The sequence below is a fragment of the Cystobacter fuscus genome (assembly GCF_044360685.1).
GTDB classification, from domain to species: Bacteria; Myxococcota; Myxococcia; order Myxococcales; family Myxococcaceae; genus Cystobacter; species Cystobacter fuscus_C.
Genome location: NZ_CP043491.1, coordinates 7657277 through 7671391, shown reverse-complemented (window position 1 = coordinate 7671391; position 14115 = coordinate 7657277). Strand labels below are relative to the sequence as shown.

8 protein-coding genes are annotated in these 14115 nt (G+C 68.0%); 7 read left to right on the top strand and 1 reads right to left on the bottom strand.

Going from position 1 to position 14115, the window contains the following annotated elements; translation table 11 throughout:
* Positions 1-739 precede the first annotated feature (739 nt).
* The 6 genes from F0U63_RS31355 to F0U63_RS31330 all read left to right on the top strand — a co-directional run bounded on the left by F0U63_RS31355 (position 740) and on the right by F0U63_RS31330 (position 10584).
* Entirely contained in the window at positions 740-1948 is a 1209-nt protein-coding gene (locus F0U63_RS31355) for a DcaP family trimeric outer membrane transporter (RefSeq protein ID WP_395835479.1), read from the top strand.
* A 211-nt stretch (positions 1949-2159) separates the two neighbouring features.
* Positions 2160-3605 (top strand): ATP-binding protein, encoded by a 1446-nt coding sequence (locus F0U63_RS31350; RefSeq protein ID WP_395835477.1) that lies wholly within the window; start codon positions 2160-2162, stop codon positions 3603-3605.
* 382 nt (positions 3606-3987) lie between these two features.
* Complete coding sequence (locus tag F0U63_RS31345; protein ID WP_395835475.1) at positions 3988-6267, top strand: M4 family metallopeptidase; 2280 nt, start codon at positions 3988-3990, stop codon at positions 6265-6267.
* 286 nt (positions 6268-6553) lie between these two features.
* Positions 6554-8071 carry a nitrous oxide reductase family maturation protein NosD gene (locus tag F0U63_RS31340; RefSeq protein ID WP_395835472.1) on the top strand — a complete coding sequence of 506 codons (1518 nt, stop codon included), beginning with the start codon at positions 6554-6556 and terminating at the stop codon, positions 8069-8071.
* A 51-nt stretch (positions 8072-8122) separates the two neighbouring features.
* Positions 8123-9250: a biotin carboxylase gene (locus F0U63_RS31335; RefSeq protein WP_395835469.1), complete on the top strand. Its 1128-nt coding sequence runs from the start codon at positions 8123-8125 to the stop codon at positions 9248-9250.
* Between the two features lie 314 nt (positions 9251-9564).
* Positions 9565-10584 carry a hypothetical protein gene (locus F0U63_RS31330; protein WP_395835467.1) on the top strand — a complete coding sequence of 340 codons (1020 nt, stop codon included), beginning with the start codon at positions 9565-9567 and terminating at the stop codon, positions 10582-10584.
* Here F0U63_RS31330 and F0U63_RS31325 read toward each other — a convergent pair.
* Positions 10578-12332, bottom strand: coding sequence for an amidohydrolase family protein (locus tag F0U63_RS31325; protein WP_395835465.1), 1755 nt, complete (start codon positions 12330-12332; stop codon positions 10578-10580). The two genes, F0U63_RS31330 and F0U63_RS31325, sit on opposite strands and share 7 nt — an antisense overlap.
* A gap of 195 nt (positions 12333-12527) precedes the next feature.
* On the opposite strand from F0U63_RS31325, the gene F0U63_RS31320 reads away from it, so the two are divergent.
* Positions 12528-14090 (top strand): phytase, encoded by a 1563-nt coding sequence (locus tag F0U63_RS31320; protein ID WP_395835463.1) that lies wholly within the window; start codon positions 12528-12530, stop codon positions 14088-14090.
* Positions 14091-14115: the final 25 nt, after the last annotated feature.

The following is a 14115-nucleotide window of genomic DNA, read 5'->3' as shown; positions in this document are numbered from 1 at the left end:
GCAGGGGGGAACCGGGGAAAGCGCTGCGCGTTGGAACTGGCGGAAATATGGGGACGGAGAGGGGATTGCAACGAGGAGCGGGATGAAGATCCCGGTGGAAACGAAAACGCCCCGGTCCGTTGTCGGGAACCGGGGCGGCGCAGAAGACGTCAGGCCTCTGGGGCTGACGTTGCTTCTAGGCATGAAACGCGCGCGCACAAGCTCCTTCTTCACCCGGGCGACAGGTGGTGGAACAGCGACAACAGCACTGGAGGGAGGCGCACACGTGCGGATTGCTACGACGTGCGACGCTCGGTGTCAAGCTGAGCCAGCGCTGATTCGACGGACTTGATGCCCTTGGCCGGGACGGGGCTGCTCCGCCGGACTTTTGCATCGGAGGCGTTCCCTGAAGTCTGGATTGCGTGTGCCTCGGCGCCGCCCTGTTCTCGAGCCCGGCCACCTCCACCACGCTGGCTGCTTTTACCGTCATCTCCTTGGCCGCGACCTTTCATTGGACGCGCGAGGGCCATGCTGGGTGAACGCCTGTCGACGATTTTCGAGACACACGTTGGCCGTAGCCGCCCTGTCCATCACCACGGTCAACCCGTGAGCTCCCAACGCCTTCAGCACCTTCAGCACCTCATTGAGCGCGAAGTGTCGTGATGACAGGTGAGGTGATGGCAGGAGCCGTGCTATGCCCTCGCGTCGGCTGGTTCGGGTGGGGTCCTCTCACTCCACTCAAATACTGGGAACTCAAAGCATGACTGGTTTGAAGCGCCTCGCAACGATGCTCGCCGTACTGACCTCGACCCTTCCGCTCGCCGCCGCCGCGGAAGATGCCGCCCTGCCGCCTGGAACGTTCCTGATTCCCGGCACCGACACGACCCTGAACGTGTACGGGTTCGTGGAGGTTGACGCGACGTACGACCTCGATGGTCGCACCTCGGACATCAACAACTTCGACTGGGCGAGTTTCCTCGCCGTGCAGCCGTTCGACAACCTCGGCGTCGCCGAGCCGATGAAGCGGCAGGTGTTCATCACCGGGCGGGCCTCGCGTCTTGGTGTCATGAGCAATACCCCCACGCCGCTCGGTGCCCTCACCGTGCGGCTGGAGGCTGACTTCGTCGCGCCGAACACGTTCCAGGGCGAGCTGGCGACGAACAGCACCGCGTTCCGTCTGCGCCACGCGTACGGACAGCTCGGCGGTCTCCTCATCGGCCAGACCTGGTCCACCTTCTTCGACGGCGAGTCGACTCCCGACACGGTCGACTTCAACCCCGCCGCCGCGCTCGCCCTCATGCGCCAGCCGGTGGCCCGCTACACGTTCAGCTTCAGCCCCGAGGCCTCTCTCGCCCTCGCGATCGAGAATCCGCAGAGCCTCACCTTCTCCAAGGACTATGACGCGGTGCCCGACTTCATCGGCGCCTTCCGCTACGGCGGGAAGTGGGGCCATGTGTCGGCCCGCGCGGTGACGCATGAGTTCCGCACCACCGAGCACACCAGGCGCGCCTACGGTGTGGGCCTCTCGGGCAGCCTCAAGTTCGCCAATGAGACGCTCGTCGCCGCCGTGCAGGGCGGTGATGGCATTGGCCGCTACATGTTCAACTCGCTCCTCCAGGGCGCGTTCGATACGGGCGACCAGCTCGAGCTGTGGCGGTCCTACGCGTACCACATCGGCCTCACCCACTCCTGGTCCCCCGCGCTCCGCTCGAACGTCATCTGGACCCAGACGTTCTTCGCCGAGAACGATCGGCTCGAGGCCGCGCAGCGCGCGTTCTCCGAGGGCGCCGGGACCACCGACTTCATCCCGAACAAGCGGATCGATCAGCTGTTCGTGAATACGTTCTGGAAGTTCACGAAGAACACCGAAGTGGGTCTCGAGTACACCTACGGCAAGCGCACCACGTTCGGGCCGGAGAAGGGCACGATGCACCGCGTGAACGCCCTGGCCCGCTTCAGCCTCTACTGAGAGGTTTCGGGAAGTCCTCCAGAGGAGGGCGGGAGGAGTCCCCCGGCGAGTCCGGCCGGGGATCCTCCTCGCTGGACGGGGTTGCTCCGCCGCGCTTCCGCCGCGGCGGCGGTCTGGCGGGAAGAGACTCGCGGCCCGAGGTGTTCTCTTGGGTCCGGTTGCCTCGCGGCGGCTCATTCGCCCACGGGAGCCCGGCGCTGGGAGCGTGGTGATGAGTCAGGCCCGGAATGGCCGTTCGGAGTGGTTCGAGTTGTCGGAGGAAGGCTGGCGGCGCTCCAACCGTGCCCGGCCGCTCGGTCAGCTCGTGCGCGAGGCCCTGCAGAACGCGTTCGATCAGCGCGCGAGTCGGGTGAAGGTGCGCCTGGAGGAGGACGAGGTCCGCATCGAGGACGACGCCCCCTCGGGACTGGCGCGCGACGAGTTCGCCTTCACCGTCTTCCTCGGGGAGAAGGACACGCCCCCCACGTGGCGGGGCCGCAAGGGCCGGGGCCTCAAGGAGATGATCGCCGCGAGTGACCGCGCCGAGGTGGAGACGGTGGGGCGCACGCTCGTCTTCGACCACACCGGGCGCCACGTGAAGCCCAACACGCGCGAGGTGGGCACGTGCCTGCGGCTCTTCCGCCGCACGAGCGCGAGCGAGCGCGAGGCCGCCGTCCAACTGCTGCGCCTCACCATTCCCCCGCCCGGCGTCGAGCTGGTCATCAACGGACGCACGGTCCGGCCTCCGCGCGTGAAGGACTCGCTGGAGGACTGCCCGCTGGAGACGGTGGAGCTGCACCGGGGCGTGGAGCGGTACGTCGAGCGGCCCACCCGGGTGGACCTCTACCACCCGCGCCCCGGGGAGACGCCGCACCTCTTCGAGCTGGGACTGCCGGTGGAGCCGCACCACCTGCCATGGCATGTGGACGTGCAGCAGCGCATTCCGCTGGCGGCCGAGCGCGACGCGGCGAGAGACGCCTACAAGCGCACGCTGGCGGCCATCCTCCTCGAGTCGCTGGCGCCCGAGCTCAGCCGCCAGGAGCTGTCGGGGGCGTGGGTGACGGAGGTGCTCGCGAATTTCACGCTGGGCCCGGAGGCGCTCGAGGCCTACGTGGCGAAGGTGTTGCCCGCGAGGGCGGTGCTGTCCGTGGGGCCCCGGATGGATGACCGGGCGCGCCAGCTCGGGGCGAAGGTGGTGGACCTGCGGGGAATGCCACTGCCGGCGCTGGAGCAACTCGAGACGCTGGTGGAGTCCGCGGAAGCGTACGTGGAGCGGATGGAAGGCCCGCCACGCGACATGCGGGTGAACCCCGGGGCGCGGGCCGAGCGCTTCGTGGGGCTGGTGCGCTGTCTCTCGCGCGAGCTCACCGGGCGCGAGGCGGGGGTGGAGTTCTTCGAGCGCAAGGTGCGCGACCCGAGCGCCCAGGTGGACGCGGAGTACGACCGCGAGCGCCACCTGCTGCGGGTGAACATGCGCGGGCAGGTGCGCTTGGACGAGCCGCTGGAGCCTCGCACGCTCGGCATCATCCTGCATGAACTGGCGCACGATCAGGGCGACGAGCACGACTTCGCCTTCATCGACCGGCTGGAAGGCTTCGCGGGCAGGGCGCTGCGCTGTCTGGTGGACCAGCCCGATCTCCTGGCTCCCTACGCGAGCCCGAAGAAGCGGACGGGGTAACAGGAAGTGTTTTCCCGGGGCCCTGGAGAAAGACTCTCGAATATCGAGAGGCGAGATGTCTCGTCACGGAGTCCCTGGTAATCCCATATCAAATGGAAGACGTGAATGGGCTCGAGGGTCGAACCAGACCCTGGACCGTCCGAATTCACGACAGGAAGAGGGGAAGGCGAAACCCCGCGTTTTCAAATGGGTTTCGCTGGATGTGTGTCAATTGAGTTGACATGCTCGTGCCCGCGGTATGTCGCATGCGAGCGCCAGCGGCGCTCCCATTGAAGGATGTATGTCATTGGAATCACGAGGATGAGGGGGATCGGCATGCATCCTGCTCAAGGTCCGCCCCACGCGGTGGCACCCCCGTCACCGCCGAGTTGGAGGTCAATCCTTGATTCGTCATCGCATTCTGGCCGCGCTGCTCGCCCTGCCGCTCGCGGCGTGCACGGTGGAAGACGCGGACACGACGCCGCCCATGAACGACGAAGGTGCTGGCACCCTGTCCACGTCCGATGTGAAGGCCGCCCTGAGTGTCATTCCCGGGGCCCAGGTGCTGGGCACCCATGACAATGGCCTGCCCTTCATGGTCCGTGGCGAGTTCGGTTCCACGGGACAGTCCTCGCGCGGACTGGCGGCGCGTGACGCGCATACCCTTCTGGGTGAGGCGCTCGGACGCATCACGCCCATCTTCCGGCTGAACACGGCGGACCTGGTGCTGGTGCGCAGCCGCGTGGACGAGCGCGGCCACACCCACGTGCGCTACGCCCAGATGAAGAATGGGCTGCCCGTGGTGGGCCAGGAGCTCGTCGTCCATGTGAATGAGTCCGGCCTCGTGTATGCCGCCAACGGCTCCGCCCGTGACGGCGAGCAGGTGGCCACGAAGGCGTCGCTCTCCGAGGCGTCCGCCGCCCGCGCGGCGCTGAGTGCCACCGAGGGCACGAGGCTCGCCGCCGAGAGCACCCGGCTGGTCTACTTCCGCCCCGAGCCGGGAGGCCCCCTCGCGCTGGCCTACGAGGTGGTGGTGACGGGCCAGGCCCCCGGACAGCCCATCCGCGACCACGTCTTCCTCGACGCGGGCAATGGCTCCGTGCTCGGCCGCTCCGCGGACATCCACACCGTGCTCAATCGCGCGGTGTACTCGGCCAACAACAGCTCCTCCCTGCCGGGAACGCTCAAGCGCAGCGAGGGCCAGGCACCCACGGGTGACTCGCACGTCGACGACAACTACACGCACCTGGGCACCACCTACGACTGCTACAAGACGAACTTCAACCGCGACTCGTACGACAACGCGGGTGCGTTGCTGAAGAGCTCGGTCCACTTCGTCGATATCGGCGATGTCTACACCACCAACGCCTACTGGAACTCCCAACTGCTCCAGATGCAGTACGGCGACAGCAATGGCGTGGAATCCGCCCCGCTGGGCAAGTCGCAGGACGTGACGGTTCACGAGCTGACGCACGCCGTGACGGGTTCCGAGTCCGGCCTCGTCTATGCCAACGAGCCCGGCGCGCTCAACGAGGGCTTGAGCGACATCTTCGCCGCCTATTGTGAGAGCTGGACGAAGGGCTGGTCCGTGGATGCCCCCATCTGGATGGTCGTCGACGACGTCTGGACTCCGGGCACCCCGGGCGATGCGCTGCGCTACATGGCCAACCCCACCCAGGACAACGTCTCGTATGACTATTACCCCGAGCGCTACGTGGGCAGCTACGACTACGGCGGCGTGCACCTGAACTCGGGCATCGCCAACCTGGCCTTCAAGCTGCTGTCCACGGGTGGCACGCACCCGCGCAACAAGACGGCCACGGTGGTGACGGGCATCGGCATCCAGAAGGCCGGCGCCATCTTCTACAAGGCCAACACGGAGTACTTCACGGCCTCCACCACCTTCGCCCAGGCGAAGACGTACACCGCGCAGGCCGCGACGGACCTCGGCTACGACGCGGCGGCCGTGACGGCGGCCTGGGAGGCGGTGGGCGTGGGCATCGCGGAGCCGCCTCCGCCCCCGCCCTGCACGTCCACCATCGCGCTGAGCAACGGTGTGGCCATCACCGGCATCTCCGTGGCCGCGAAGGCCTGGAGCTGCGCCTACACGCTGACCGTTCCCGCGGGCGCCACGGCCCTGAAGTTCGACATCAGCGGTGGCACGGGTGACGCGGACCTGTACGTGAAGTTCGGCTCCGCGCCGACCGAGTCGTCCTACGACTGCCGCCCGTATCAAGGCGGCAACACGGAGAGCTGCACCATCTCCACGGCTCAGGCGGGCACGTACTACGTGAAGCTCCTGGGCTACTCGGCGGTCTCGGGCCTGAGCCTCAAGGCCTCGTACACCACGGACAGCGGCGGCGGCGGTGACGTGTTGACCAATGGCGTGGAGACGGCCGCGTACTCGGGCACCTCGGGCTCGTGGACGTGCTTCTCGCTGAGCGTACCGAGCGGCAAGAGCTCGCTGGTCTTCACCCAGACGGGCAAGAGCGGCACCACGGGCGACGCGGACCTGTACGTGCGGCAGGGCTCGAAGCCCACCAGCAGCTCCTACACCTGCCGTCCCTACAAGAGCGGGAGCACGGAGAGCTGCACCATCAGCAGCCCGGCCTCGGGCACCTGGTACGCGTGCTCGTATGGCTACAGCGCCTACTCCAACGTGACGCTCAAGGGCACCTACTAGCCCCTCACGCCCGGGGGGCCCTCACTCCCCGGGCGGTCCCAGGCGGTGGGTTCACGCCGCCTGCTTCTCTTGTCCCGGACAGGGGAGGAAGCCGACGCTACCGCACCTGTTCGGCATCCAGGGTAGAGCCCCCTCCAAATCCTTGAAATGACATGTCTTGCCTGGGCCCTCGACGGGCGGCCGAGCCGCGGGGTGGAGGGGGAAGGGGAATGACGAAAGCCAGCCAACTGTCCGGCGCCCGACCCCCTGTTTCCCGTCGAGAGCGGGGCTCGCACAAGGAGCGTGGATGCGCATCAGCCGTTCGTCGAAGGCCGTCTCGGCCCTGGCCGTCGTGGGTGTTCTGACTTCTGGCACCGGAGTGCTCGCCGCCGCCAATGAGGCGGCCTTCCCCTCGGAGCTGTCCATGTCGGCCGCCGCGGCCACGCCGGAGTTCTCCCGCGTGCTGTGGGTGTCCCCCTCGGGACAGGACACCGCCGCGGGCACCGAGTCGGCGCCGTTTCGCACCGTGGCCAAGGCGCTGTCGCAGGTGAAGCCGGGCGAGGCCATCTTCCTCAAGTCCGGCACGTACACGGAGCGGCCACGGCTCGAGGAGAAGGGCGGCTCATCCAGCCTCTATCTCACGCTCAAGGCCGCGCCCGGCGCGAAGCCCGTCTTCAAGGGCGGCACCGGCAGCAAGACGCCCCTGCTGGACGTGCGGGGCGCGTACTGGCGCGTCGAGGGCCTCACCTTCGACGCGGCGGGGGACAAGGCCTTCGCGGCCTACTGGCGCGGAGGGGGAGCGCATCACGGCATTCTTCGTGGCTGCACGCTCAAGAATGGCACCGAGGGCGCGGGCGTCTACGTCGCCGACAAGGCCCGGGACGTGCTCATCGAGGGCAACTCCATCTCCAATTTCCAGCGCGCGGGAGATGACAGCCATGGCGTGTGCGTGCAGACCAACTCCAAGAACGTGATCGTCCGCGCCAACGACATCCATCACAACTCCGGGGATGGCGTGCAGTGCCTGAGCTCCGAGGGCGGCGCCACCGAGGAGGGCACCCCGTTCGACAACCTGCTCGTCGAGGACAATGACCTGCACGAGAACCAGGAGAACGGCGTGGACATCAAGACGTGCACCCACGTGACGCTCCGGGGCAACCGCATCTGGGGCCATCGCCGCACCCCGTCGTCGGCGGGAGAGGGGGTGGTGGTGCACCTGTCCGCGCGTGACGTCACGCTCGAGGACAACGAGGTGCGCGACAACGGCCGGGGCATCCAGATTGGCGGCATCCGCCAGGGAGAGCCCCCCACCCACATCGTCCTGCGGCGCAACCGCGTGTTCGACGGCTACAACGCCGAGAGCAATGATGGCTCGGGCATCCGCGTGGATGCCGCCATCGACGTGAAGGTGGACAACAACACGGTGTGGAACATGCCCGCCTACGGCCTCATCGTGGGCAACGGGGACACCGGGTCCAGCCAGGGCGTGCGGGTGCGCAACAACATCCTGGGCGCGTGCTCGGCCGCGACGGTGCGGCTGGGCACGACCCTCCAGGACACCGCGTTCGATGGAAACCTGTACGCCGCGCTCAAGGGGGCGGCCGTGCTGCGCAAGGGGGGCAGCTACCTGAACCTCACCGCCTGGCGCTCGGCCACCGGGTGGGACGCGCACTCGCTGGACACGAGCCCCTCGTTCCTGAGCGGGGCCACCGAGGACTTCTGGCTCGATCTCGCCTCTCCCGCCCGGGACGCGGGCCTGTCCCTGGGCGACACCTACTGTGGCAAGGGTCCGGACATCGGCGCGCGCGAGTCCGACTGCCCCTGAGCCCTCTGGCCTCTGTCTTCCCGGAGTGGTGAACTTGCGTCTGGAGATCTCATGCCCGCTTCCACGTCCGAGTTCCCACCCGTCGCCATCCTGTATCAGGCGGTCCCTCCGCCGGAGATCGATGGCATTCGCAAACCCATGAAGCCCGGGGGCTACAGTGACAGCGGGGCGGATATCGGCCATGCCCTGCGCGCGGCGGGCGTCCCGCTGATCACTCCCCGCCCGGACCCCGACCCCGCTCAGGCGATGGACTGGGTCTTCCCCGATACCGCCGAGGGCATCGCCGAGGCGCTCGGCCGGGGAGCCCGCGTGCTGTGGGCCAACACCGTGCTGTTCTCCGGTCACCCGCTGGAGGCCGTGGTGGGTCAGGGCGTGCGCGTCGTCGGCCAGCACCCGGCGCGGGTGGATCGTTACGATGACAAGTGGATCACCCAGGGGGAGCTGCGCGAGGTGGGATGTCCCGTGCCCGCCTCCGTCCTGATTGGCATGAAGGAGGAGTCCGGTGTCCTGGCCGTGGGCGCCCTGTCCGAGGCGCGGCTCCAGGAGCGGGGCTTGCTCTTTCCCCTCGTCATCAAACCCGTGCGCGGGCGGGGCAGCCAGGGGGTGGGGGTGGTGCGCTCCCTCGCGGAGCTGGAGCGTTCCGCGGCTGGATTGCTCGCGGCCCGGGATCCGGTCCTGGACATTCCCCGGTACGGCCAGCGGCTGATCCTGGAGCGCTTCCTGCCTGGAACCGAGGTGACCCTAACGGTGATGCCGCCGGGCTCCTACCTCATCGAAGGCACGGAGCGGACCTTCGCCTCGCACTGGGCCCTTCCCGCCGTCAGGCGTTTCAATCACCACGACGGCATCGCGCCCTACAGCGGCGTGGTCGCCGTGGTGGCCAACAGCGCCTTGCTCTCCGCGCGGGAACAGGGCGAGCCCGCCATGCAACGGCTCTCGGCATGGTGCGCCCTGGCGGCGAGCAAGGTCCAGGCACTCGCTCCCATCCGGATCGACTGCCGTTCGGCCGAGGACGGAGAGTTCCTCCTGTTCGATCTGAACATGAAGCCCAACATGACGGGGCCCGGCCGGCCGGGACGCGACGAGCAGGACAGCCTCTGCTCCCTCGCGGCGCGTGGCGTGGGCTGGTCCTACCAGGAACTCCTGCTCAACATGCTGCGGCAGGCCTGGCCCTGTTGATAGGATTTGGATTGTCTCTGGGGACGAGGGCTTCGCGTACCGGGTGACAGTCCGAGGCGCGGAGCAAAGACTTGTGCACATATGGCTCGGTAGTCCGAGCGCACGCGGTGCTTTGTTTCAGTACCCACCCTGGCATGTGTCCGGTTCCTCCACCCAGGGCTCCCTTCATGTTGAACTTCCGCCGTCGAATCCATCGTGCTCCGCGCGGGTGCGCGCTCGTGTTCCTCTTGCTCCTGACCGGAGTGGCTTGTGCCCCTCTGGCTCAGTCCGAGCAGGGCTTTGGAGTCCTCCCCGTTCCGTCTGGACTCAAGTCCGTGGCTGATTGGGAAGAGGAGTTTCTCTCCCATTGGGATGTCGAGCATGCGGAGAGCTTCCTGCCCGCGAGCAACTCGCGCGACAGTTGGCAGTTCTACAGCCTCGCCTATGGCATCGATGGCAACACCTCCATGTACCGGGCCACGGGCAAGGTCCAATACCTCGACCGGGCCCTGCTCTACGTCGACAACATGGTCAACACGGCCAGGGACTCCTGGTCGCTCGAGGGAAGTCAATTCGATGATGTGTACAAGGGCTGGTCCTCCGGGCAACCGGAGACCCTGGGGGAGGAAGTGCCGTTGTTCGAGAGCTATTGCTGGCGCTATGTGACCCGCCTGCTGCGCGTCATCCGTGAAACCCCCGCGCTCTACGACAACGCCAGATATCGCCGGCAATACGAACAGCTGCTGGAGTTCTCGGAGAAAGAGATTTTCGAGAAATGGTTTCAACGCGGGGCGGACGCCCATATCTACCGGGAAAACACGCACATGGCCTCGCACTGGGCCTCCATCGCCATGGACCTGTCGCTCATGACTTCCGATGCGGCACGCAAGGAGCGCTACCGGGAGGTGTTCAACCTCATCAACCGGGGTCTGCCGAACCACCCCTCGTCGCTGCGTGAGCAGTTGGGCACCCATCCCACCAACGCGGCGGCCTCCTTCTGGAGCGACGAGTGGGGGGTCCACTCCGGCCCTGGCCAGGACGTGTCCCACGGTAACGCCGTGGTGGGGTACATCGTCGAGGCGCATGAGGCGGGAATGGAATGGACGGACGAGGACGTGCGCACCCTCCTCGTGACGCTCGACTCCGTCATCTGGCCTTCAGACGGCCAGTACGCCCAATTCGTTGATGGCTCGGGGAAGGGCGATGGCTGGTTCAACGATGGCTTCATGAAGCTCGGCCGTTACGACGCCAAGCTCCAACTCCGGCTCGAGACCCACATGGTCGGCTGGAACACCCAGTTCTTCGGAAACGCCGCGCTCAATGTGCGATTGCTGTCCGAACGGTCCGCTCATTGAACTCGCAGCACGCGCCCGAAGCCGCGCTCCCGGCCCAGCTCGGGCACGGGCGCGCCGCCGTGCACCGCGAGCCGTCCGTTGATGAGCACCGTCTCCACCGCGCCCCCGTTCTGGTTCACCAGCCGCACGAAGCCATCGAAGCCCTCCACTGGGGACTCGCGGGGCGTGTCCAGCTCGGCGCCAAGCCGCTCCGGATCCAGCACCACCACGTCGGCCCTCCGGCCCGGTGCGAGCGTCCCCGCGTCCAGGCCCAGCCAGTCGGCGATCTCCCCCGTGAGCCGGTGCACCGCGCGCTCCACCGGCATCACCGGCTCCCCGCGCTTGTCCGCCTCGCGCACCAGCCGCAGCATCCGCAGCGGGAAGTTGTAGTGCGCCATGTTGCGCAGGTGCGCCCCCGCGTCGGAGAAGCCAATGAGCACGTCCGGGTGGCTCACGATGGACTCCAGCGCGCGCGGCCGGTCATTGCCCATCACCGTGTACCAGCGCAGCTCCGGGCCGTGGCGCGCCACGAGGTCCAGGAAGGTGTCCACCACGTCCTGTCCCCGCTCACGGGCGATGTCCGCGAACGAGCGCCCCACCAGTGAGGCGTCCGGCGCCTTCAGCACCTCGGACTGGTTGAAGTCCCGGTGGAACACCTTGGGCAGCAGCCGGCTCTTCCACTGCCGCTTGAAGCGGGCGCGATACGCCGGATCTTCCAGCAGCCGCTGGCGCTCGGCCGCGTCCTGCAGGTGCAGCGCCGCCGCTCCCGCGCCGAACTCCTCGAAGACCACGAGATCGATGCCGTCCGACCACAGATCGAAGATGTCCGGCAGCGCCTGCCAGCGGAAGTCCGCCTTCAGCATCCGGTTGAAGAAGCGCGACAACAAGCCGATCTGCCAGTGGATGCCCCGGTTGGCGCGGGTGTCCATCATGGAGATGGCCGTCGTCTTCAACGGCTGGCGGAACAGCCCCATGCTCTCCCACAGGAAGAGCAGGACGTTCACCTTGGTGGTGATGTTGGGCACGCCTTGGAAGACGCGCCGCCGCTCCCGGAGGATGCGCGTGAAGCGGCGGTATTCGGACCAGTTCGCGAAGGTGGAGGGGAGGGGACGGCTGCGGATGTCCCGGTTGCCGCCAATCTTGTCCCACGGCAGCGTCATGATGGAGAGGCCGGCGTAGCCCGCGTCGAGCCCCTCGTGCAGCAGGGCCTCCATCCGGCCGAGTTCCTCCGCCGAGGGCTTCACCCGCTCGTCCAGGCTGCGCTCCAGGCCCATCACGTACGCGCGGATGGCCGAGTGCCCCACGAAGGAGCCCACGTTGGGTCCCAGTGGCAGCCCGTCCAGGTGCGAGAGGTACCCGCCGAGCGAGTCCCAGTTCTTCCCGCGCTCCAGCAGCGCGCGCACGGTGTCGTAGGGGATGGCTTCCACGCGGCAGAACTGGTCGGCCAGGTCCTCGGGCGTGCCCACCGCGAGGCTGAGCGAGCAGCTCCCCACCATCACCGAGGTGACGCCATGCCGCACGGACTCGGAGAGCGAGGGGGCCAGCTCCACCTCGGCGTCATAGTGGGTGTGCAGATCGATGAAGCCGGGCATCACCCAGCGGCCGGTGGCGTCGACGACGCGCGTGCCGGGCCCGTGGGGAAGGGGAGACTCGCTGAGGGCCGCCACCCGCCCGTCGAGGATGCCCAGGTGCCGCACCCGCGGAGGGCTGCCTCGCCCGTCGAAGAAGAGTCCATTGGAGATGACGAGCTCGTACGGCGACGCGGGCATAGGGCCCTCCCGTGACAGCAACCGACCCCGAGCCTAACGGCCCCCAGGGGCGAAGGCCCAAGGCCATCCTCGGGTCCTCCGGGGGATGTGTTCCAGGGAGTGCTCTTCACGGAGTTGTTGCTCGGCTCCCGGGGACGCTCCCCCAACATGCGCCGCCCGCGCCGCATGGGCGCTGCATCCACCCTCGAGGAGTTCATGTCCGCAAAGCGTCGTGTCCTGGGAAGCGCCTCACTGGCGCTCGTGCTGGTTCCGCTCGCCTCGCTCGCCGAGCCGACCGTCATTCCTCCGCGCGCGGAGACTCCCGTGCTGCACCGCTACGACGAGGCACCGCGCTCCCCGGACTCGGACGACCCGGCCATCTGGATCCACCCGAGCCGTCCGGAGCGGGGTCTCGTCATCGGGGTGCTCAAGGAAGCGGGCCTGCAGGTTTACGACCTGAGCGGACGGGTGGTGCAGACCGTCCTCCCGCCGAACCGTCCAGCGATCTCGGCCGGAGATCCCGTGGCGCCCGGGCCGCGGCCCGAAGCGGCGACCTCCGCGTGCCCGGAGAGCGAGAGCGGCGAGACCTTCGGACGTTTCAACAACGTGGACATCCAGTACGGCTTTCCGCTGCGCGGCGCGGATGGCCGGGTCCGGAAGGTGGATCTGGCGGTGGTGACGGACCGCGGCTGTGACCGGCTGCGCATCTACGCCATCGACCCCGGGCGCGCGGGCGGGCCGCTGTTCGAGGTCACCGCACGCACGGCGCAGCGCGTCTTTCCGGAGCGCTTCGTGCGGCCTTCGCCCTTCCAGCCCACGGGAGAGCCGGAGGGCGTGAGGCCGAACCCGTTGGATGACCAGAACACGGCCTACGGGCTGGCGCTGTACCGCGACCCGTCCGACCGCTTCCACGCGTTCGTGACGCAGCGCAGCCGCGCCGTGGTGGCCTGGCTCGAGCTGTACGAGGCGGGCACGGAGCAGGTGGGCTACCGCAAGGTGCGCGAGTTCCGCTTCGACTCGCGCTTCTCCATTCCCCGGCCGGACGGCGGTGGACACCTGACGTGGTCGCCCTGCCGGGAGGAGCCGGCGGAGGATCCGCAGTTCGAGGGGCTCGTGGTGGATCAGCAGGAGGGCATCCTCTACGCGGCGCAGGAGGTGGTGGGGCTGTGGAAGATCCCGCTGAGCGTGTCGCTCCCCCGCGTGGTGGACGTCCCGCGTGGCCGCCTCATCGAGCCGGTGAAGTCCTTCGGGGCCCCGTACTGGGCCGTGCCGGACGACGGCGAATACGCGTGTGAGCCGGAGGCCCCGGCCCCGGCGCCCGAGGGCACCCTCGCCGTGCCGGGCAACCTCGCCGTGGGAGGCAAGCACCTGGAGGCGGATGTCGAGGGGCTCGCGCTGTACTACGCGGGAGAGGAGAAGGGCTATCTCGTCGTCTCCAGCCAGGGCGACGACACGCTCCACCTCTATGACCGCGAGGGGGGATGGACGCGTGAGCGTGGCAACCGCCATCTCGGCAGCTTCCAGGTGGAGGGCGTGGGCGAGACGGATGGTCATGACGTGGTGAACGTGCCCATGGGCGCCGGGTTCCCCCGGGGACTCGTCGTCCTCCAGACGGGCAAGGCCCCGCCACCGCCGGGCACCGGGCCGGTGAATGGCTACGAGTACGACGGCTCGACGCAGTTCAAGTTCGTGCGCTGGGACGACGTCGCGGAGGCGGTCCCTCCTGGTTTTAAAGTGGATACGGACGATTACGATCCGCGTGATCCGCACGAGGACTGAGGCGCGCGAGCCGGCGGCCAGGCCG

Bases quoted from the DNA above. Each gene is read 5' to 3' on its own strand.
- F0U63_RS31355 (WP_395835479.1), top strand. From the start codon at position 740: ATGACTGGTTTGAAGCGCCTCGCAACGATGCTCGCCGTACTGACCTCG.
- F0U63_RS31350 (WP_395835477.1), top strand. From the start codon at position 2,160: ATGAGTCAGGCCCGGAATGGCCGTTCGGAGTGGTTCGAGTTGTCGGAG.
- F0U63_RS31340 (WP_395835472.1), top strand. From the start codon at position 6,554: ATGCGCATCAGCCGTTCGTCGAAGGCCGTCTCGGCCCTGGCCGTCGTG.
- F0U63_RS31335 (WP_395835469.1), top strand. From the start codon at position 8,123: ATGCCCGCTTCCACGTCCGAGTTCCCACCCGTCGCCATCCTGTATCAG.
- F0U63_RS31325 (WP_395835465.1), bottom strand. From the start codon at position 12,332: ATGCCCGCGTCGCCGTACGAGCTCGTCATCTCCAATGGACTCTTCTTC.
- F0U63_RS31320 (WP_395835463.1), top strand. From the start codon at position 12,528: ATGTCCGCAAAGCGTCGTGTCCTGGGAAGCGCCTCACTGGCGCTCGTG.